At 68.7% G+C, this 18,595-nt stretch carries 21 protein-coding genes; 9 read left to right on the top strand and 12 right to left on the bottom strand.

The window, feature by feature from the left end:
* Positions 1-4: 4 nt before the first annotated feature.
* From AC07PA_RS26085 to AC07PA_RS26065, 5 genes are all read right to left on the bottom strand, one after another.
* Complete coding sequence (locus AC07PA_RS26085; protein ID WP_007861571.1) at positions 5-424, bottom strand: hypothetical protein; 420 nt, start codon at positions 422-424, stop codon at positions 5-7.
* Between the two features lie 90 nt (positions 425-514).
* A complete protein-coding gene (locus AC07PA_RS26080; protein WP_494655397.1) occupies positions 515-1,744 on the bottom strand; it encodes a GAF domain-containing sensor histidine kinase in 1,230 nt (409 codons plus the stop codon).
* 101 nt (positions 1,745-1,845) lie between these two features.
* Positions 1,846-2,031, bottom strand: coding sequence for a hypothetical protein (locus AC07PA_RS26075; protein ID WP_494609973.1), 186 nt, complete (start codon positions 2,029-2,031; stop codon positions 1,846-1,848).
* Between the two features lie 96 nt (positions 2,032-2,127).
* Positions 2,128-2,448, bottom strand: a complete 321-nt coding sequence (locus AC07PA_RS26070) for a hypothetical protein (RefSeq protein WP_494609972.1) — start codon at positions 2,446-2,448, stop codon at positions 2,128-2,130.
* Between the two features lie 110 nt (positions 2,449-2,558).
* Positions 2,559-3,824 carry an alpha-hydroxy acid oxidase gene (locus AC07PA_RS26065; RefSeq protein ID WP_494609971.1) on the bottom strand — a complete coding sequence of 422 codons (1,266 nt, stop codon included), beginning with the start codon at positions 3,822-3,824 and terminating at the stop codon, positions 2,559-2,561.
* 111 nt (positions 3,825-3,935) lie between these two features.
* On the opposite strand from AC07PA_RS26065, the gene AC07PA_RS26060 reads away from it, so the two are divergent.
* From AC07PA_RS26060 to AC07PA_RS26050, 3 genes are all read left to right on the top strand, one after another.
* Positions 3,936-4,835 carry a LysR family transcriptional regulator gene (locus AC07PA_RS26060; protein WP_494609970.1) on the top strand — a complete coding sequence of 300 codons (900 nt, stop codon included), beginning with the start codon at positions 3,936-3,938 and terminating at the stop codon, positions 4,833-4,835.
* A 63-nt stretch (positions 4,836-4,898) separates the two neighbouring features.
* Entirely contained in the window at positions 4,899-5,915 is a 1,017-nt protein-coding gene (locus AC07PA_RS26055) for a phosphotransferase enzyme family protein (RefSeq protein WP_494609969.1), read from the top strand.
* A gap of 334 nt (positions 5,916-6,249) precedes the next feature.
* Complete coding sequence (locus AC07PA_RS26050) at positions 6,250-7,215, top strand: DMT family transporter (RefSeq protein ID WP_145696255.1); 966 nt, start codon at positions 6,250-6,252, stop codon at positions 7,213-7,215.
* Between the two features lie 10 nt (positions 7,216-7,225).
* On the opposite strand, the gene AC07PA_RS26045 is transcribed toward AC07PA_RS26050, so the two are convergent.
* Entirely contained in the window at positions 7,226-8,032 is an 807-nt protein-coding gene (locus AC07PA_RS26045) for an AraC family transcriptional regulator (protein WP_007861588.1), read from the bottom strand.
* Between the two features lie 83 nt (positions 8,033-8,115).
* On the opposite strand from AC07PA_RS26045, the gene AC07PA_RS26040 reads away from it, so the two are divergent.
* Positions 8,116-8,958, top strand: a complete 843-nt coding sequence (locus AC07PA_RS26040; protein WP_494609968.1) for a phytanoyl-CoA dioxygenase family protein — start codon at positions 8,116-8,118, stop codon at positions 8,956-8,958.
* Positions 8,959-8,962: 4 nt separating this feature from the next.
* Here AC07PA_RS26040 and AC07PA_RS26035 read toward each other — a convergent pair whose 3' ends face one another.
* The 4 genes from AC07PA_RS26035 to AC07PA_RS26020 all read right to left on the bottom strand — a co-directional run bounded on the left by AC07PA_RS26035 (position 8,963) and on the right by AC07PA_RS26020 (position 10,855).
* On the bottom strand, positions 8,963-9,664 hold the full coding sequence (locus AC07PA_RS26035; protein ID WP_494609967.1) for an SHOCT domain-containing protein: 702 nt from the start codon (positions 9,662-9,664) through the stop codon (positions 8,963-8,965).
* Between the two features lie 65 nt (positions 9,665-9,729).
* On the bottom strand, positions 9,730-9,942 hold the full coding sequence (locus AC07PA_RS26030) for a DUF3820 family protein (RefSeq protein WP_007861594.1): 213 nt from the start codon (positions 9,940-9,942) through the stop codon (positions 9,730-9,732).
* 13 nt (positions 9,943-9,955) lie between these two features.
* Positions 9,956-10,348, bottom strand: coding sequence for a translation initiation factor Sui1 (locus tag AC07PA_RS26025; RefSeq protein ID WP_007861599.1), 393 nt, complete (start codon positions 10,346-10,348; stop codon positions 9,956-9,958).
* Positions 10,349-10,363: 15 nt separating this feature from the next.
* Positions 10,364-10,855 carry a DUF2721 domain-containing protein gene (locus AC07PA_RS26020; protein ID WP_494609966.1) on the bottom strand — a complete coding sequence of 164 codons (492 nt, stop codon included), beginning with the start codon at positions 10,853-10,855 and terminating at the stop codon, positions 10,364-10,366.
* A 190-nt stretch (positions 10,856-11,045) separates the two neighbouring features.
* Here AC07PA_RS26020 and AC07PA_RS26015 point away from each other — a divergent pair, with 190 nt between their 5' ends.
* Positions 11,046-12,359: a DEAD/DEAH box helicase gene (locus AC07PA_RS26015; RefSeq protein WP_494609965.1), complete on the top strand. Its 1,314-nt coding sequence runs from the start codon at positions 11,046-11,048 to the stop codon at positions 12,357-12,359.
* 98 nt (positions 12,360-12,457) lie between these two features.
* On the opposite strand, the gene AC07PA_RS26010 is transcribed toward AC07PA_RS26015, so the two are convergent.
* A complete protein-coding gene (locus AC07PA_RS26010) occupies positions 12,458-12,805 on the bottom strand; it encodes a DUF6172 family protein (RefSeq protein WP_007861602.1) in 348 nt (115 codons plus the stop codon).
* A 189-nt stretch (positions 12,806-12,994) separates the two neighbouring features.
* Here AC07PA_RS26010 and AC07PA_RS26005 point away from each other — a divergent pair, with 189 nt between their 5' ends.
* The 3 genes from AC07PA_RS26005 to AC07PA_RS25995 all read left to right on the top strand — a co-directional run bounded on the left by AC07PA_RS26005 (position 12,995) and on the right by AC07PA_RS25995 (position 16,217).
* The gene (locus AC07PA_RS26005) at positions 12,995-13,588 is read left to right on the top strand and encodes a LemA family protein (RefSeq protein ID WP_007861603.1); all 594 of its coding nucleotides are present in this window, start codon (positions 12,995-12,997) and stop codon (positions 13,586-13,588) included.
* Positions 13,589-13,617: 29 nt separating this feature from the next.
* Complete coding sequence (locus AC07PA_RS26000) at positions 13,618-14,718, top strand: M48 family metalloprotease (protein ID WP_494609964.1); 1,101 nt, start codon at positions 13,618-13,620, stop codon at positions 14,716-14,718.
* A gap of 212 nt (positions 14,719-14,930) precedes the next feature.
* Entirely contained in the window at positions 14,931-16,217 is a 1,287-nt protein-coding gene (locus AC07PA_RS25995) for a sensor domain-containing diguanylate cyclase (protein WP_494609963.1), read from the top strand.
* A 21-nt stretch (positions 16,218-16,238) separates the two neighbouring features.
* Here AC07PA_RS25995 and AC07PA_RS25990 read toward each other — a convergent pair whose 3' ends face one another.
* On the bottom strand, positions 16,239-17,570 hold the full coding sequence (locus AC07PA_RS25990) for a DUF2142 domain-containing protein (protein WP_494609962.1): 1,332 nt from the start codon (positions 17,568-17,570) through the stop codon (positions 16,239-16,241).
* 380 nt (positions 17,571-17,950) lie between these two features.
* On the opposite strand from AC07PA_RS25990, the gene AC07PA_RS25985 reads away from it, so the two are divergent.
* Positions 17,951-18,565 (top strand): 3'-5' exonuclease, encoded by a 615-nt coding sequence (locus AC07PA_RS25985; RefSeq protein ID WP_494609961.1) that lies wholly within the window; start codon positions 17,951-17,953, stop codon positions 18,563-18,565.
* Positions 18,566-18,595: the final 30 nt, after the last annotated feature.

Below are 18,595 nucleotides of genomic sequence, written 5' to 3'. Positions count from 1 at the left end.
GCGCTCAGCGGCTGCGCCGCGCCACCAGCCAGCCCCCGAACCAGCAGCCCGCCACGGTGAAGAAGGCGTTGGCCAGGTCGAACCACCAGTCCCAGCCCGAGCCCGTGCCAATGGCCAGGCCGATGGAGATGGCGGTGAGCAAAAGCGCCACCACCAGGTTGTTGGCATAGGGGTGCGCCGGTGCCAGCCGCGCCGTGACGTAACCGCCCGGTATGCACATGGCCCCGCCCACCAGCAGCAGCGCCAGCGTGCCCAGGTTGCCGTCCAGGAACTCGGTCACCATCTGGGCCATCTGCGCGTCGCCCGCCCCCTGGGCCTGGAACCACCACGAGGCCAGGTACCACAGGCCATAAGCAATGGCGGGCAGGAGCAGCAGCATCAACACGACGCCGGCAAGGATGGCTTTGAAACTGAATCGGTGCACGAATGGCTTCCTTGGGTGCGGGGGGATTGGTTGCGCGATGGTACCCGCCCGGCCCGCGCGTGGCGCCATCGCCCGCGCCGGGGCACGGGCTTATGCTGCTGTGCTTGCAGCAGGCCCCTGGATGGCCGGCAGGCGTGCCGTGAAGCAGGTGCCGCTTTCGCGCGCAGAGCGCACCTGCAGCGTGCCGCCATGCGCACGCACGATCTGCGCGCAGATGTGCAGGCCCAGGCCCAGGCCGCCCCCGGGCGCACTCTCCACCGGGCGCCAGAAGGGCTCGAAGATCCGGTCGAGGTTGGCGGCCGCGATGGGCTCGCCGCCATTGGCGACGGCGATGGTGAGCCAGCCCTGGTCGAGCGAGACATCCACGCCCACGGGCTGTTCGTTGCCACCGTAGGCCAGTGCATTGCCGAGCAGGTTGGACAGCAGTTGCTGCACGCGGCCCACATCGCATTCCACCACCCCGAACAGCCGGTACTGCTCCACGATCTGCGAATCGGGGTGCGCATCGCGCAACTCGCCCACCACCTGGCGCAGCGCGGCCTGCAGGTCGGGCACTGCCTCGATGCGCACACCCATGCCGGCGCCCAGCCGCACGCGTGCGAAGTCGAGCACGTCGTCGATCAGGTGCGACATGCGCCGCGTGGTGGCGCGCAGCCGCTGGCCATAGCGGGCCACGGCGGCGTCGTCCTCGCGGCGCGCCAGGATCTCGCCGATGGCCCCCACCGAGGCCAGCGGGTTGCGCAGGTCATGCCCCAGCACGGCGATGAACTGGTCGCGCAGCTCGGCCGTGGCCTGCGCATCGAGCAGCGCGGTCTCGGTGGCCTCCTGGCGCTGCTCCACATCGAGCTGGCGCCCGATCAGCTCGGCGAAGCTCTGGAACATGGACACCGTCTTGGGGTTGGACAACTGGTTGGGGCTGGGGTCGATGGCGCACAGGTTGCCGAAGTAATCCCCATTGGGCCGCACGATGGGCACGGAGATGTAGCTCTCGATGTTGTACAGCCGCGGTGTGTGGTGCGTGGCGTAGGTCGGGTCGGTGCTGGCGTGGTCGAACACCACGGGCTGGCGCGCGGCGCGCGACTCCTTGCACAGGGTGGTGTGCACGTCGAGCTGGCCGCCAGGCAGCAGGCCGAAGTTGATCTGGTCTTCCACCGCGCAGGCGGTCCAGGTGCCGTCGGTCACCCGCGCCACGGCGGCAAAGCGCATGCCGGTGTTGTCGCAGACGATGCGCAGCAGCGACGGCACGGCGCTGATGCGGGAGACGGCGGCAATGTCGCGGGCTATGGAGGCGGGGCTGTCGTCCACACGGGGCCTGGGCAAGGGATACGAGGCAGCCATTACAGCACGCGTGCCAAAAGGCCGCTGTGTCCTGAGACATGGTCCGGCCCTCGCACCCCGGCCCCGGCGCTGCCGCCAGGGCCTCAATGCACCACAGCGGCCCTGGACACCACTGCGCCCTTGGCGACCCCCTTGCCGTGGCGCAGGAAACGGTGCTGCACGGACACGAACCTCTCGTCCCCGTGGCTGATGGACATCCCCGGCGCGAAGCGCTGGAAGATCGTGAGCGACCTCTTGCAGACCCCGCTGTGCTCGGGGATCACGGGCATCCAGCCGCGCCAGGGAAGCTGGCTGGCGCGAGCCCGCCTTTTTTTCACTGCTGCGTGGCGCGCATCGGCGCGGCCAGCGATCTGCGCCTGGAAGTTCTATGCTGAGGAGCGGCCGTCGAGAATGCCATTGGCCAGCTCCAGCAGCGGCTGCGTGAGGTCCGCATCCAGGCCGCTGGCCAGCAGTTGGTCCCGGGCCTGCCTGGCGACCGCGGCGGACTCTTCGGTGCGGCCGCTGGCGCCCAGCAGGTCCGCCAGCAGCACCTCGAGCTCCAGGCGCTGGAGCCGGTCACGCACCCCGTCCTGCGACCCGCCTGGGGGAACAGGCCCCAACCCCTGACGCACGGTGTCAATGGCCTCGTCCAGCCGCCCCCGGCTGGCCAGCAGGGTGGCTTTGACGAGGCATTGCTGCAGATGCATGGGATGGCTCTGCGGAGTGGGGTTATGCCCACCACTATGGCACAGGCGCTCAGCCATGGCCGGCGCCGTGGTGGACACGGTGGCCATGGCAAGTGTGCAGCCGTCGGCGGTCAGAGGGGGTGATTCGATCCGGCAGGCTGCAGCGCCAGCGGCCAGGGCGTGCGCCGGTCCACCAGGTGCTGCGGGCCCAGCTCGGCGCAGGAGCAGACACCCAACAGGGCCAGGTTGCGGTCCACCTCCGCGCGCAGCAGGCCGATGGCGGCGGCCACGCCGGCCTCGCCATCCACGGCGGCGGCGTAGTTGAAGGGCCGGCCCGCGAACACGGCCTGCGCGCCCAGCGCCAGGGCCTTGGCCACATCGGTGCCGCGGCGGATGCCGCCGTCCAGCATCACCACCATGGCGCTACCGGCCTGCTCGGCAATGGCCGGCAGCACGCGCAGCGGGGCCACGGCACCATCGAGCTGGCGGCCGCCGTGGTTGCTGACGATGATGCCGTCCACCCCGTGCTGGCGCGCCAGCGCGGCATCGTGCGGGCTGAGGATGCCCTTGACCACCAGGGCCCCGCGCCACTGGCGCCGGATCTGCGCGATATGGCCCCAGTCGAGGTGGTCGCGCCCGGAGAAGTCGCGCTGCACGCGCGAGGACAGGATGGGCGCGCCGCGCTCGGCAAACGAGTTCTCGAAGTGCGGCATGCCATGGCGCACCAGCGTGCGCAGCAAGGTGCCAGCGAGCCAGCGCGGGCGCACCAGCCCGTCCCACGCCAGGCGCAGGCTGGGCCGCAGCGGGGTGGAAAAGCCCGCACGCAGGTTGTTTTCGCGGTTGCCGGCCACCGGGATGTCCACCGTGACCACCAGGGTCTGCACACCGGCTGCGGCCACGCGCTGCAGCAGCGCCTCGATGCGCTCGGGCGCGCCCGGCAGGTAGGCCTGGAACCAGGTGCCGGGCGCGGCCGCCATCACCTCCTCAAGCCGGATCAGCGAGCTGCCGCTTTGCACTGCGGGTATGCCAGCCGCCGCCGCGGCCCGCGCCAGCACCACATCGCCCCGGTAGGCCGACAGCGCCGTGATGCCCATGGGCGCAATGCCGAAAGGGCTGGCATAGCGCGTGCCGAACAGCGTGACGCCCTGGTCGCGCTGGGCCACGTTGCGCAGCACCCTGGGCACCAGCGCCAGCTCGTCGAAGGCCTGGCGGTTGTCGGCCAGGGCTCGGTTGTCCTCGGCCGCGCCGGCGATGTAGCCAAAGATCGGGCGCGGCAGCACGCGGCGGGCCGCGGCCTCGAAGTCGCCCAGCGACAGCAGGTCGCGCGTGCGCCCGCTACGGCGCGTGCCGTCGAAGGCTTGCCAGGGACTGGTGGCTGGAGCGGAGGGAGAGGGCATTGCGGAAATTCCAGGAAGGTGAAAGCCGAAAGCCAGTGTCCGGCATCCCAACCCATCAAGAAAGCGAATTTATTAATATCGCCTTGTTCGCCAAATAGAAACACCCAGGCCATGACGCTCAAGCAACTCGAAGCCTTCTACTGGGCTGCCACCTGCAGCAGCTTTGCCATGGCGGCCGATCGCGTGCACCTGTCGGTATCGTCCCTGTCCAAGCGCATCGCCGAGCTGGAGGCCTCGCTGGGCCAGGTGCTGTTCGACCGCGCCGGCCACCGCGCCGCGCTGACCGAGGCGGGCACGCGCCTCGTGCCCCTGGCGGGCGCACTGCTGCAACAGGCCGACCGCCTGCACCAGGCCATGGGTGCCACCACCGGCCTGCGCGGCCCCTGCCGCCTGGGCGTGGGCGAACTCACCGCCCTGACCTGGCTGCCGCGCCTGGTGGCCGCCATCGCCAGCGCCCACCCCGACCTGGAAGTCAGCGTGCATGTGGACGTGGGCGCCGCCCTGGCCGAGCGGCTGGACCGCGGCGAGCTCGACCTGGCCGTGGTCGCCGGCCCTTCCAGCCGCAGCGCCCTCACCTCCATGCCGATCGCGCAGGCCGCCTTCACCTGGTGCGCCCGGCCCGAGGTCGCAGCCCGCGCCAAGGCCATGGACGCCGCCGCGCTGCAGGCCCACCCGCTCGTGGCCCTGCCGCCCGGCTCGGGCGTGACCCAGCTCATCGACGACTGGCTGCGCCAGGTAGGCGCCCAGCCCGCGCGCCGCCTGCATTGCAACCACTGGGGCGCCATTGCCGGCCTGCTGGCGCACAGCGGCGGCATCGGCCTGTTGCCCCTGGGCTGGGCGCAGGCACTGTGCGGGCGCGGCGTGTTGCAACAGCTGCCCAGCCGCGTGCCGCTGGGCCTGCTCGACTATGCGCTGCACCACCGGCGCGATGACCTGCGGCCGCTGGTGGCGGCGCTGCGCGACATTGCGGTGCGCGAGGCGGACTTCACGGTGGCGGGCAGTGTGTTCTGAGCGCCCACATGGCGCCCTGACTTCAGGCAGAATCGCCGGCCCTCCACGCCGCACGCCCTGCCCATGACCACCGCTGCCTCAATCGACATCGCCCAGTCCACCCCCACGGGGGGCACCATCGCTCGCGAGGTGATGGAGCACTACGCCCTGGGCGAGGTGACCCATTGCGTGCTGATGCGGCGCGGCTTCAACCAGGTGTACGAACTGCGCTTTGCCGACGGCCGGCAGGCCGTGGCACGGCTGTGCGCCGACCGTCCGCGCGGTGCACCCAATACCGCCTATGAGACGGCGATGCTCTGGCACCTGAAGGCCGCAGGGGGCCCCGTGGCAGCGCCGCTGGCCGCGCGCGACGGTGCGGCCAGCATAGCCCTGCCGCTGCCCGAGGGGCCGCGCCCGCTGGTGCTGTTCGAGCACCTTTCGGGCGAATGGCCGGGCGAGTCCGTGCCGGACACCGAGGCCACGGGCCGCGGCCTGGCCCTGCTGCATGAACTGGCGCAGGGCTACGCGGGCCCGCCCAGCCGGTACCAGCTCGACCTGCCCGACCTGCTGCGCGCCCCGCTGCAACAGCTGTGCGCAGCGCCGGCCATGGACGATGGCCTGCGCGCCGCGTACACGGCCCTGGCCGGGCGCCTGGACGCGCGCATCAGCGCCCTGCTGCCCTCGCTGACCCGCGTGGCCTGCCATGGCGACTGCCACGGCGCCAACAACTTCATGACCGACGGCCCCGACGGCACGCGCGTCGCCTCGTTCTTCGACTTCGACGATGCGGGCCCGGGGCTGCTGGCCTATGAGCTGTGCGTGTACTTGTGGAACACCTTGCCGCGCAAGGTGGGCGGCGCGCTCGACGAGGCCGGGCTCACGCGCTGGCGCCGCTACCTGGCGGGCTACCGCAGCGTGCGCGCACTGGGAGAGGCAGACTTCGAGGCGATTGCCGCCTTCCTGAACGTGCGGCATTTCTGGATCATAGGCGAAACGGCCGGGCGCCATGCCACCTGGGGCACACAGACCATGCCGACCAGCCAGCTGCGCCAGGTGCTCAAGATCATGGAGTACTGGGAGTCGTTCAAGACCCCTGAGTGAGCAGCCTCGGCCGCACCCCGCAAAAAAAGCCCGCACGAGGCGGGCAACTTGCTTGCACAAGGGAGGCGCCGACCACGGGTGGATCGACGGGGAAATCATAGCCCTGGCCCCCCAAAAACGGGTGTGAAGTAGTTCACGCTTTCGCCGTGGCGTGCATGGCCCGTGGCGCACCTGCGGCCCTTGCCAAAGGCCCGGCGTTCCTCGCACAATGCGCCCGCCTCCCGGCCGCGCGATTGATGAGCGAGACGGGGCCCATTGGTGAACAAATAGCATCAATGGCACGATCGATCTGGCGCCCAATCAGAGGCTGAGACCCGGGCAACAAGTGACATCCATGAACAACAAGACAGCCATCTCTTCCCCTGCGGACACGCAGTCCCCGCAACCGACCCACGGCGCCAAAGCCTGGGTCGTCGACCTGGTGCTGCTGGCGGCACTGTGGGGGGCGTCGTTTCTGTTCATGCGCATGGGCGCCGCCGAGTTCGGGGCGCTGCCCACGGCGGCGGCCCGCGTCAGCATCGGTGCCGTCTTCCTGTTTCCCCTCATGATGTTCCGCGGACAGGGGGCCGCGCTGGTCCAGCACTGGAAGGCCAGCATGGCCCTGGGTGTCTTCAACTCGGGCCTGCCGTTCGCGCTGTTCAGCTTTGCGCTGCTGACCATCAACAGCAGCCTGGCGGCGGTGCTCAACGCCACGGCGCCGATGTTTGGGGCCCTGGTGGCGTGGGTCTGGTTCCGCGAGCGGCCCAGCGGCTGGCGCCTGGTGGGCCTGGCCATCGGTTTCATCGGCGTGGTCATGCTGGCCAGCGGCAGTGCCGGGCTGCGCGATGGCGACGGCGCGGGCAACCACAACGCGGCCCTGTGGGCCATCGGCGCCTGCCTGCTGGCCTGCCTGTGCTATGGCATTGCCGCCAGCGCAACGCGCCGCTACCTCACCGGGGTGCCGCCCCTGGCCACGGCCACCGGCAGTCAGATCGGCGCGGCCCTGCTGCTGGCCGTGCCGGCCATCATGTACTGGCCCCAGCACATGCCCTCGATGCGCGCCTGGCTGGCCATCGCGGCGCTGGGCGTGCTGTGCACGGGCGTGGCCTACTTCCTGTTCTTCCGGCTGATCGAGCGCGCCGGCCCTGCGCGCGCGCTCACCGTCACCTTCCTGCTGCCGGTGTTCGCCACCTTCTACGGGGTGGTGTTTCTCGACGAGCGCATCACGCAGTGGATGCTGGTCTGCGCGGCCGTCATCGTCTGCGGCGTGGGGCTGTCCACCGGCTTCATCGCGCCGAAGACGCGCGCCGCAAAGACCTGAGCGCTCTCCGTCAACAGGTCTTTTGCCGCAAATAGGCCTGCGGCGTCATGCCCAGCTGCTTGTGGAACATGGTGATGAAGGCCGAGGGCGCGCTGTAGCCCAGCTCCAGCGCCACGTCCTTGACCGCGCGGCCGGCCTCCAGCAGCGCGATGCCGCGCACCACCTTCAGGCGCTGGCGCCACTCGCCAAAGGGCATGTGCAGGTCGCGCTCGCAGCGCCGCGCCAGGGTGCGCTCGGTGGTGTGCACCGTGGCCGCCCATTCGGCCAGCGAGCGGCCATCCCAGGGGCATGCCAGCAGCGCTTCCAGCACGCGGCCGAGCAAGGGGTCCTGGGATAGGGGCAGGTAGCTGTCGTGGCTGGGCGCCACGCGCAGTTCGTCCAGCAGCACCTCGAACAGGCGCTGCTCGGGCGCACTCCGCGGTGCAGCGATCTGGCGCGCGCGCAAGGTGTCCAGCACCGCCTGTATCAAGGGGCTGATGACCATGGTGCAGGGCTGGCGCGGCAGCGTGGCACACAGGCCCTCGGCCACATAGACGGTAGCGTAGCTGGCCTCGTGCCGGTTGCTCGACACATGCTCCAGGTGCGGCGGTATCCACACGCCGTACTGCGGCGGCGCCAGGAACACCTGCCCGCCCATGCCCACCTCGATCACGCCGGACAGTGCGTGCACGAACTGCCCCGCGGCATGGCTGTCGGCCGGGTCGGCACCGCCCGGCTGCAGGTGCACCACCTTGAACAGCATCGGTGGTGCCATGGCCGCCGGTGCGGCAGACGGCTTGCAGGCGGCCTTCGGGTGCTTCATCTTGTCTGGCTTCATCGATTGCTTGTCCGAACAGGCGTATTTGATTGAATTGCGTCAATTTAGACTGATTCTGCCGTACAGCCCCAGGAGACGAAACCATGCTGACCAACCACCCCACCGAATTCGACGCACAGTCCCCCGCCAGCGCCATGGCCGAGAAGTTCGCCCGCGATGGCGTGGTCTGCCTGCGCGGCGTGCTGCGGCCTGCCGAAGTCGAGCGGCTGCGCGAGGGCATCGATGCCAACCTGGCCGCCCCCAGCCCGCGCGCCAAGGTGGCCAGCCGCGCCGACGACCCGGGCTTCTTCATCGAGGACTTCTGCAACTGGCAGGAGATACCCGCCTACTGGGACGTGATCTCGCAATCCGCCCTGGCCGAGATCGCGGCCAAGCTCACGGGCAGCAGCACCATCCGCCTGTACCACGACCACATGCTCACCAAAGAGTCGGGCACGCGCCAGCGCACGCCCTGGCACCAGGACCAGCCCTACTACAACATAGAGGGCAGCCAGAACGTGAGCTTCTGGATCCCCGTCGACCCCGTCTCGCGCGCCTCCACGCTGGAGCTGGTCGCCGGCTCGCACCGTGGGCCCTGGCTCATGCCGCGCACCTTCATGTCCAACGAAGCCAAGTGGTTCCCCGAAGGCGCCCTGGCCGACCTGCCCGACATCGAGGCCGACCGCGCGGCCCACGACATCCGCGGCTGGGCCGTGGAGCCGGGCGATGCGATCGCCTTCAACATGCTCACGCTGCACGCCTCCGCCGGCCTGGAGCCCGGGCGCCGGCGCCGCGTGTTCTCGGTGCGCATGATCGGCGACGACATCACCCATGCGCCGCGGCGCTGGAAGACCTCGCCAGATTTTCCGGGGCTGGTGGATGCGTTGCCGGCGGGGGCGGCCATGGACCACCCGCTGTTTCCGGTGCTGTGGCAGCAGGCGCGCTGAGCCTCTAGGCCAGCAGCCTGGCTTTTTGCTGCTGGAATTCCTGTTCGGTCAGCACGCCCTCGTTGCGCAACTGGGCGAGCTTTCGGAGCTCATCAGCGACGGAAGTCACCGACGAAGGCGCGGATGGGCCAGCGGCCGGGTTTGGCGCGGCACGCCGCCCGTCCTCGTGGATCGCTGCCTCCAGAACACCAAGCCAGTGGCGCGCCTTGTGCAAGGCTGCCTCGTACAAAGCCCTGTTCGCATGGAAGGTGGACTCCAGGAAAACAAGGCTATGGGTTGGAATGGACGTGTTCTTCAAGCTGATGCGCAATTGCACGCGCATGATGGCAAGGACGATGCGATCCCCTGCAAGGGCAAAGTCGTCGAGCACCTCTACCGACAGGATGTCGCCATAACCGACATCGACGCTATGGACCCAATCCTGGTCCGGGCCAAAGCCGTGTCCCTCTTCGGCACCAAAAGCCCCGCCTTGGTCAATACCGGCAGCTCCAGCGCGGTGGTAGCTGATCAGCCGCAGTTTTTTGTGCGCCTCATCGATGGCGATACCGGTCACACCGTCACACCCATCGACCTGCTGGGTGGCAACAAATCCGTCGGCACTCTCCAAGTCCGGACCAGGCACGACTTCGGTCCGCTCAGGCCTGTACATCAGGTGCACGACGGTACAGATAAAGACGAAGACCAACACCCCAATCATGAATCCCATAGCTCTCCCTCCGACGGATGCCAGCGTTCAAGGACGCCTTTTCCTGCGCGACGCCAGCCCGGCCCTTATCGCCCCCTCAGCGGCCTGAGCAGATCCGACAAGCCGTTGTGGTCGATCTCGTGCATCAGCGCCAGCAACTGCCCCAACTCCCCCTTCGGGAACCCTTCGCGCGCAAACCAGTTGAGGTAGTTGCCCGGCAGGTCGGCCAACAGCGTGCCCTTGTGCTTGCCGTAGGGCATCTCCATCGTGACCAGCTTCTGCAGCTTTTCGGCGTCCATCGCGCTTGCTCCCTCAGCCGCCCGCGCGCTTGACCTTGTGGCCGAGCTTTTGCAGCGCGGCCATCACGCGGTCCACGTGGTCGCCCTGGACTTCGATCACGCCGTCCTTCACCGTGCCGCCGCTGCCGCAGGCGGCCTTGAGCTGCTTGCCCAGCTGGTCGAGCGCGGCGGCATCCACCGCAACGCCCTTGACGAGGGTGACGGCCTTGCCGCCACGGCCCTTGGTCTCGCGCGATACGCGCACGATGCCGTCGCCCGCGGGCACGGCATTCTTGGCCAGCTCCTTGCACACGCACTGGGCAACCGGCTGGCGGCATTCGGGGCACATGCGGCCCGCGTCGGTGGAGTAGACCAGGCCGCCCAGGCTGGCAAGGTCGGACAGGGATTTCTTGGGAGCGGGTGCCATGTGCTTGTTGTTTGTCTATTGCGGCTCTTTGGGCTTGTCGGCCGGGTTGGCGCCCAGCTCGTTCTGCAGCATGTGGAAGTTGAGCAGGCGCGTGGCCATCACCGTCTCGGCCAGAAAACACACCAGCGCCAGCAGGAACGAGGCCACGCCGGCCAGGAAACCGCCGATGGCCAGGCGGTTGGCCTGGTAGTCCAGGGTTTCACCGAGGAACAGCAGGATGATGGTGATGCCGATGAGAAAGGCGCAGAAGGTCAGCAGCGCAATGCAGCCATTGGCCAGGCGGCCGCGCAGGCGCAGGTCGCCCAGCTCGGCGTAGGCACGCGCGGTGTACTCGGGGTCGTTGTTGGCGCGGGCGCGGTCCTCCACCACGCGGGCGCGGTCGATGATCCGCGCCAGCCGGCCGGCCACGGCACCGATCATGCCGGAGACGGCGGTGAGCAGGAACACGGGCGCCACCGCGAGCTGGATGCCGTGGGTGATGGCGGAAGGATCGGTTGGAATGGCCATAGGGAGGAGTAGCAGGTGTCTGTGCCGCCCGATTATCTGCGCACGGGGTTCGCGTGGCGGCATGGCAAACCGCCCCTTTTCACGCCCTACAACCCCGATGCAGGACAATCGGGGCATCCAGACAGCCCGCGCGGGCTGCGACCACCCCCTTTCTTTTGCGGCCGTGCCCCGTGCACAGGCTGCCTTGCCCATGCCCTTTGCCGCCCTCGGTCTCTCCCCTGCCCTTGCCCATGCCGCCCAGGCCCTGGGCTTCACGGCGCCCACGCCCATCCAGACCGAGGCGATCCCGGCCATCCTGGATGGCAAGGACCTGCTGGGCATCGCGCAGACCGGCTCGGGCAAGACGGCGGCCTTCGGGCTGCCGCTGCTGCAGGCGGTGCAACTGGGCACCACCGGCCAGGCATCACGCCACGTCACCGCCCTGGTGCTGGTGCCCACGCGCGAGCTGGCGGCCCAGGTGGGCGAGGTGCTGCGCGACCTGGCCGGCCACCTGCAGCAGCCTCCCAAGGTGGCCGTGGTGTTCGGCGGTGTCTCCATCAACCCGCAGATGATGGGCCTGCGCGGCGGAGCCGACGTTATCGTGGCCACACCGGGCCGCCTGCTCGACCTGGTGGAGCACAACGCCATCAAGCTGGGCCAGGTGGCCCACCTGGTGCTGGACGAGGCTGACCGCCTGCTGGACCTGGGCTTTGCCGAGGAACTGCAGCGCGTGCTGGCGCTGCTGCCGGCCAGGCGGCAGAACCTGTTCTTCTCGGCCACCTTTCCAGAGGCGGTGCAGGCCCTGGCCGACGACCTGCTGCGCCAGCCGGTGCGCGTGGAGATTGCCGCCACGCCACAACACACGCCCGACATCGCGCAGCGCGCCATCGCGGTGGACGACAAGCGCCGTACCCAGCTGCTGCGCCACCTGCTCAAGGAGCACGGATGGACGCGCGTGCTGGTCTTCGTGGCCACGCAGTACGCGGCCGAGCACGTGGCCGAAAAACTCTACAAGGCCGGCATCTTCGCCAGCCCCTTCCACGGCGGCCTGAGCCAGGGCTCGCGCAAGCAGGTGCTGCAGGAGTTCAAGGACGAGCGCTGGCAGGTGGTGGTGACCACCGACCTGGCGGCGCGCGGCATCGACATCGCGCAGCTGCCTGCGGTGGTCAACTACGACCTGCCGCGCTCGGCCGACGACTATGTGCACCGCATCGGCCGCACCGGCCGCGCGGGCGAGAGCGGCGTGGCCGTGAGCTTCGTCACGCCCGAGGCCACGGCGCATTTCAAGCTGATCGAAAAGCGCCAGGGCCTGAACCTGCCGCTGGAAACCATTGCCGGCTTCGAGCCGACCGAAGTGGCACCAGCGCCTGCCCCGGCAGCCCCGGGCGAGCCCGGCACCGGCGGCATCAAGGGCCGCCGCCCGAGCAAGAAGGACAAGCTGCGCGCTGCCGCAGCCGAGGCCGAAGCCAAGGCAGCGGCCGAAGCCGCGCGCCCCCTGGGCAAGAAGCCGCCCAAGCCCGAATGAGCCGCCTGCGGGCGTAAAAAAAAGCCGGCCGCCCCGCAAGGGGCAAGCCGGCTGCCGGTTCGGGGGGCGAAGCTTTCAGCCCCACGCCACGTGGTGTCTCAATCTTCGCTGTCGTCGTCTTCAGCGCCCATGCCATCGTTGGCATCGTCGTGCTCGCCCGCAGGCCGCGCGGTGCGCTTGCCCGGCTTGGCCAGGATCTCGACGTAGAACTGCTGGCCGCCCTCGGCCGCCACGCCGTTGATCAGCCCGGTGAGGGCCGACAGGTGCACCACGGTGGCCGCTTCCTTGGTGGCGCCAAACTGGCAATCGAAGTCCCAGAAGTCCGCGCCTGCGGGGATGTCGCGACGCCGTTCGCGCTTGATGTACTTGCGGATGTCGTGCTTGATGGCCTCCAGAACCCGGTCCGGGTTCTTGCCTTCAACGTGCAATGGATAAGTTTTACGCATGGGCGATGGTACCTCTTGCCTACCTCCTGCCGCCCAAGCGCCATGAAAACACCAGCACAGGGCAACCTTGTATCGTGGCACACCGAGGGGCCGGACGCAATTCCCTTGCAGATTTCAGCTATCGACCAGTTCCACAAACGCGCTCTATAAGATGGGCCGCAATCAAATTCATAACAACGGAGGTGCACCATGTCTACTGGAGGCTGGATTTTGTCGGCGGTGTTGGTGGTCGTGTTCGTATGGGCCATCGTGATCTACAACCGCCTCGTGCAATTGCGCAACCGCATTGCCAACGCGTTCGCACAGATCGACGTGCAGCTCAAGCGGCGCTACGACCTGATCCCCAACCTGGTGGAGGTGGCGCGTGGCTACATGGCGCACGAGGCCTCCACGCTCGAGGCCGTGGTCAAGGCGCGCGGCAACGCGCAGACCGCAGCCACCGCGGCCCGTGCAACACCGGCCAGTGCCAGCGCGCTGGGTGCGCTGGCCACGGCCGAGGGTGTGCTCGGCGGCAGCCTGGGCCGGCTGATGGCCCTGGCCGAGGCCTACCCTGACCTCAAGGCCGATGCTTCCATGCAATCGCTGAGCGAAGAACTCACCAGCACCGAGAACCGCCTGGGGTTTGCGCGCCAGGCCTACAACGACCAGGTGCTGGAGTTCAACGACAAGGCCCAGCAGTTCCCCGACCTGGTCGTGGCGCGCCTGTTGGGTTTCGTGAGCTCGCCCATGCTCGAATCGACACAAAGCGCCGAGGAGCGCAGCACGCCCAAAGTCCAGTTCTGAGCAGTCCGCGCAACCGCGAGGGCTGACCCATGAAATTCTGGAACCAACAAGAGAACGCGCGCAGCGAAACGCGCCGTCTGCTGCTGGGCTTTGCCATCGCCGTGGCGCTGCTGGTGGCCGCCGTGCACGGGGCGCTGGTGGTGGCCTGGCTGCTGATGGCGGCCGTGCTGCCCGGCAACCTGCCCTACCCTGCGGGCTTTCTGGCCGTCAACGTGGGTGTGTCGCTGATGCTCATCCTGGGCGGCTGGTGGGTAGAAACCTCCAACCTGCGGGCCGGCGGCGTCAGGCTGGCCACGCGCGCCGGTGCGCGCGAGCTGCGGCCTTCGATCTCGCACGCCGAGCAGCGGCTGGCCAACATCGTCGATGAGCTGTGCATTGCCGCCAACATGCGCCGCCCGCAGGTGATGGTGGTGCCGCGCGTGGACGCCATCAACGCCTTTGCCGCCGGCTGGGACGAGAAGGATGCGGTGGTCGCCGTCACGCAGGGCGCGCTCGACTACCTCGACCGCGACGAGCTGCAGGGCATGGTGGCCCACGAGCTGAGCCACCTGCACGAGGGCGACACGCGCCTGAAGATGCAGCTGGCGGGCATGGTGTTCGGGCTGGAGCTGGTCTACAACTTTGGCGACACGCTGCGCGAGCGGCGCGGCCTGGCCTGGTGGTTCGGCTCGGCCATCATGCTGGCAGGCTTTGCCGGCTGGCTCACGGGGCGCATGCTCAAGGCCGCCGTCTCGCGCCAGCGCGAGTACCTGGCCGATGCCCGCGCCGTGCAGTGGACGCGCAGCAAGGAGGGCCTGGGCGGCGTGCTGCGCAAGGTGATGGGCCAGCACCGCGACACGCCCGCGGGCTACGCCCAGGACCACCGCCACACCGGTCTGGCCCTGCCTTCGGTGCAGCACATGCTGCTGGTGGACGTGGAAGGCGGCAGCCGGCTGGAGCGCCGGCTCGACACCCACCCCACGCTCGAAGACCGCGTGCGGCGTGTCTATGGCCGGCCCATGCAGCCGCTGGCGGTATCGCCCGTGACCGTAGAGCCCGAGTCCGCGCGGCGCGGCAGCGCGGCCACTGGCGTGGTACCGGGGGCACCGAGCATCGCGTCCCTGGTGGACCCGTTCGCGCGCTTTACCTGACGCAACCGTCCCTGCAGGCCCACCGGCGGCCCCAGTGCGCAAACGCGGCGTCGGCCTACGCAGCCGATGGGCGTCGTCGGCGACCCTCGGGTTTCCTGCGCCCCCGAGGGGCGTGCGGGAAACCCGCACCCGCCATCGACCATTGCAAACAGTTGCTGGCGTTTTGGGAACCCGGTGCCACAATGCAACAACACGTATTGTTACAAACACGCATGCACCACGACGAGGAACTACTGCAACTGCTGCCCGCAGCGGCACTGGTGGTGACGCCGGCCGGGGCCATTCTGCGGGCCAATGCGGCTGGCGTGGCCCTGCTGGAGGCCGACAGCGAGCAGGCCCTGCTGGGCCGCATCCTGGGCCACTTCGTGCACCCCATGGACAAGGCACGTTCCAGCCAGCGCATCGAGCGCGTGAAACAGCCCGACCACGCGGGGCGGCCCAACAAGTCCTCCGAGTTCCGCGTGCGCACCGACAAGGGCCAGCTGCGCATGGTGCTGGTGGCCAGCGTGGCCATCGAATGGCAGGGCGCACCGGCCCTGCTGATGTGCGGCATGGACATGACGCACCAGAGCGAGATCCAGGACCAGCTGCGCGAAAGCGAGCACAACTTCCGGCGCCTGTTCGACAACATGCAGGACGTGTACTACCGCACCGACGCCCTGGGGGTGGTGCAGCACGTGGGGCCAGGGGTGCGCCGCGTGCTGGGCTACGAGCCGCACGAGATCGAGGGCCGCACGGCCGAGTCGTACTACCCGCAGAGCAAGGACCGCGACGCCTTCAAGGCCGCCATCCAGGAAAAGGGCGAGGTCGCCGACTTTCCGGGGCAGATGGTGCGGCGCGACGGCGTGGTGATCGACATCTCCATCAGCAGCCACGCCCTCTACGACCACCAGGGCCAGTTTGCCGGGGTGGAGGGCATCTACCGCGACGTGACGCAGCGCAAGAACCTCGAGCGCGAACTGCACCGCCTGGCTACCACCGACATGCTGACTGGCATGGCCAACCGCCGCGCCTTCCTGGAAACGGCCGAAGCCGCCTACCACGCGGCGCGCGAGCATGGCACGCCGCTCACCCTGCTGATGCTGGACGTGGACCACTTCAAGTCCATCAACGACCGCTTCGGCCACCTAGAAGGCGACCGCGCCCTGGTGGCCTTTGCCCGCGCCGTGATGGAAGGGCTGCGCCCCGGCGATGCGGTGGGCCGCCTGGGGGGCGAGGAATTCGGCGTGCTGTTGCAGGGCACCACACTGGCCCAGGGCCATGAGGTGGCCGTGCGGCTGCTCAACTGCGTGCGCACGCTGGAGCTGGCAGGCACCGATGCAGGCGCCAGCCACCGCTACCGCATCACCGCCAGCATGGGCCTGGGCACGCTCAGGGGCAGCGACCGCAGCCTGCGCGACCTGCTGGACCGGGCCGACCAGGCGCTCTACCAGGCCAAGCGCGAGGGGCGCGACCGGATTGCACTGGCCGATGCCGACCTGGACAGCCCGGGCTATTGAGCGGCCGGCCGCACCAGGGGCCTAGAAATCGAACACCGCCGCGCCCATGCCATAGCGCCCCTGCAGCGTGGTGGCCAGCACCCCCAGGCAGAACATGGCGTACAGCAGGACGAATGCCCGGTGAATGGGGAGCGGTGGAGACTCTACCGGCGCCAGGCGCACGGGCCCCAGGGCGGCCGCCAGCAGCATGGCGGGGATGATGAAGTACCGCCCCTGCAGGCCCTCGATGACGCGTACGGGGTAGTGGTTCCAGGTCACGGCGAGCGCAAAGAAGGCCAGCATCGCGCTGCCAAGGGCGGCAAGCACCAGCGTGGCACGGATGGCGAGATCGGCCTTCTGGTAGCGGGTTGCCGCCACGGTCAGAAGGGCCGCCAGCAGCAGGCCGCAGCCGATGGTGGCCAGGGCAAAACGGGGAATCGGCGCGTCGGCCCAGCCCAGGTTGCCCACGAACGATGAGGCGATCAGATGGCCCTGGAACGGATCGGCGATGGTCCGCCCCACCAGGCGCAGGAACTCCACCGGCTCGCGCAGGTAGGCGCCGATGATCTGCCCCGTGGAGAGCGCACGCACCACGCGGCCGTCTTGGGTGTGGACCAGCCCGTACACGGTCCACCCGGCGCTGGCTGCCAGCAGGGTGGCCGTTGCCGCCAGCCGCTGCCAGGACCTGTGCCGAAGCAGCAGCACCAGGGGCAGCAGCACGATGGGAATGAGGTTGGTGCGCGAGGTGACCAACAGGAAGATGGCGCCATAGAACGCGAAAGCCTGCCAGCGCGTGGCCTTGCCCTCTTGCCACTGCAGCAGAAACAGGGACAGCACCAGCAGCGCCAGCGCAAAGCACAGCCCGTCGATGGTGGGCGAGATGATCTGGAACAGTGCCATGGGCATCAGCACCAGGGCCTGCACCAGCAAGGAGGGCCGCCCGATCTGCCAGGCCCAGAAGACCAGGCCGAACACCAGCAGGGTGACCAGCATGCGGGTGAGCTGGTAGCTGTGGCCCATGGAGAGATCGAGCTCCCGCGACAGCTTGAGCCCCAGCGCATGCGGCAGGTAGACGAAGGGGGCGTAATAGCCTGTGGCCGCCGCGTTGACGAAGACCTCATCGTCCATCCAGTCGAACCGCGTCGCCTCGCTCATGAGCCATGCCGGCGACAGGCTCGTGTCCCGGTGCGGTCCCACGATCTTCTGCATCCACTGCGAGAACTGGAAGAAATGGATGTCCACCCAGCCCCCCGTGCGGCCCTGCACGCCGGGCTCCTGGCCCGTGAGCAGCGGTTGGCCGTGGGCCACCATGTCGGCCCGCAGCAGGTGCACGATCTCATCGGGCGACTGGAAGGCCGGAATCAGTTGCATCATGCCGCAGGCAATCGCAAAACCCAGCGCAAACCACGCCGTGCGCAAGGTACGCAGACCGGCTTTCCCCCTCCCCTCCAGGGAGAACATACGAGGCCAGCCGGAAAGGTCAGGGCGCAAAAACAATAAAGACAGTCTTCAAGAAAAAAACAGACAGCGACGATCCCGGCTGGCAAGAAAGATCTTAGCCACGCAGGCCGTCCGCTTGATGGCGTGCAGCGCTCAATTGCGCGTCAGGCGTGACCTACATCACCAGAACAGGGGTTTTGTACCGTGGTGGCCCGGGGGCACCGACCCGCAGCCACCGGGAACCGGAACATGATGGCAGGCAGGGAAGCCTCCTGCAATCGCACTTGCATTTGGAATCATTTCTACAATAGCCCATGAGCCCCCCACACACCGCACGCGCCACACCCGGCAAGGAAGAGATCGCACTGCTCGCCCCCTTCGAACGACTGGGGCCCGACCGCATTGCCCTGGTGACCACCGCCGAACAGGCCCACCAGGCCGGCGAGGAGCTGGCCGCCAGCACGGCCTGGGGCTTCGACACCGAGTCCAAGCCCACCTTCGTACAGGGCGAGGTCTCCGATGGACCGCACGTGGTGCAGCTGTCCACGCTCCACAAGGCCTGGGTATTCCAGCTGCACGACCGCGACTGCCGCCACCTGGTGGCGCAGCTGCTGGCCCGCCCCGGCGTGACCAAGGCGGGATTTGGCCTGGGCGACGACAAGAAACGCATACAGGCCAAGCTGGGCGTGGTGCCCGAGGACGTGCTGGAGCTCAACCACGTGTTCCGCCAGCAAGGCTACCGCAAGGACATGGGCGTCAAGGGCGCGGTGGCCGTGCTGTTCAACCAGCGCTTCATCAAGTCCAAGAAGGCCGCCACCTCCAACTGGGCCAACCCGAAGCTCACCGAGTCGCAGCTGGTGTACGCCGCCAACGATGCCTATGCGGCGGCGCGCGTGTACCACGCACTGGGCCTGCCGGCCGGCGCCTGAGGCATCTGCGGCATCGCTACACTGCGGCAG

Source organism: Acidovorax sp. GW821-FHT09B03, assembly GCF_059418305.1.
This window is presented reverse-complemented; position numbering and strand designations above follow the sequence as displayed.

Bases quoted from the DNA above. Each gene is read 5' to 3' on its own strand.
- AC07PA_RS26075 (WP_494609973.1), bottom strand. From the start codon at position 2,031: ATGCCCGTGATCCCCGAGCACAGCGGGGTCTGCAAGAGGTCGCTCACG.
- AC07PA_RS26070 (WP_494609972.1), bottom strand. From the start codon at position 2,448: ATGCATCTGCAGCAATGCCTCGTCAAAGCCACCCTGCTGGCCAGCCGG.
- AC07PA_RS26065 (WP_494609971.1), bottom strand. From the start codon at position 3,824: ATGCCCTCTCCCTCCGCTCCAGCCACCAGTCCCTGGCAAGCCTTCGAC.
- AC07PA_RS26060 (WP_494609970.1), top strand. From the start codon at position 3,936: ATGACGCTCAAGCAACTCGAAGCCTTCTACTGGGCTGCCACCTGCAGC.
- AC07PA_RS26055 (WP_494609969.1), top strand. From the start codon at position 4,899: ATGACCACCGCTGCCTCAATCGACATCGCCCAGTCCACCCCCACGGGG.
- AC07PA_RS26050 (WP_145696255.1), top strand. From the start codon at position 6,250: ATGAACAACAAGACAGCCATCTCTTCCCCTGCGGACACGCAGTCCCCG.
- AC07PA_RS26045 (WP_007861588.1), bottom strand. From the start codon at position 8,032: ATGAAGCCAGACAAGATGAAGCACCCGAAGGCCGCCTGCAAGCCGTCT.
- AC07PA_RS26040 (WP_494609968.1), top strand. From the start codon at position 8,116: ATGCTGACCAACCACCCCACCGAATTCGACGCACAGTCCCCCGCCAGC.
- AC07PA_RS26035 (WP_494609967.1), bottom strand. From the start codon at position 9,664: ATGGGATTCATGATTGGGGTGTTGGTCTTCGTCTTTATCTGTACCGTC.
- AC07PA_RS26030 (WP_007861594.1), bottom strand. From the start codon at position 9,942: ATGGACGCCGAAAAGCTGCAGAAGCTGGTCACGATGGAGATGCCCTAC.
- AC07PA_RS26025 (WP_007861599.1), bottom strand. From the start codon at position 10,348: ATGGCACCCGCTCCCAAGAAATCCCTGTCCGACCTTGCCAGCCTGGGC.
- AC07PA_RS26020 (WP_494609966.1), bottom strand. From the start codon at position 10,855: ATGGCCATTCCAACCGATCCTTCCGCCATCACCCACGGCATCCAGCTC.
- AC07PA_RS26015 (WP_494609965.1), top strand. From the start codon at position 11,046: ATGCCCTTTGCCGCCCTCGGTCTCTCCCCTGCCCTTGCCCATGCCGCC.
- AC07PA_RS26010 (WP_007861602.1), bottom strand. From the start codon at position 12,805: ATGCGTAAAACTTATCCATTGCACGTTGAAGGCAAGAACCCGGACCGG.
- AC07PA_RS26005 (WP_007861603.1), top strand. From the start codon at position 12,995: ATGTCTACTGGAGGCTGGATTTTGTCGGCGGTGTTGGTGGTCGTGTTC.
- AC07PA_RS26000 (WP_494609964.1), top strand. From the start codon at position 13,618: ATGAAATTCTGGAACCAACAAGAGAACGCGCGCAGCGAAACGCGCCGT.
- AC07PA_RS25995 (WP_494609963.1), top strand. From the start codon at position 14,931: ATGCACCACGACGAGGAACTACTGCAACTGCTGCCCGCAGCGGCACTG.
- AC07PA_RS25990 (WP_494609962.1), bottom strand. From the start codon at position 17,570: ATGATGCAACTGATTCCGGCCTTCCAGTCGCCCGATGAGATCGTGCAC.
- AC07PA_RS25985 (WP_494609961.1), top strand. From the start codon at position 17,951: ATGAGCCCCCCACACACCGCACGCGCCACACCCGGCAAGGAAGAGATC.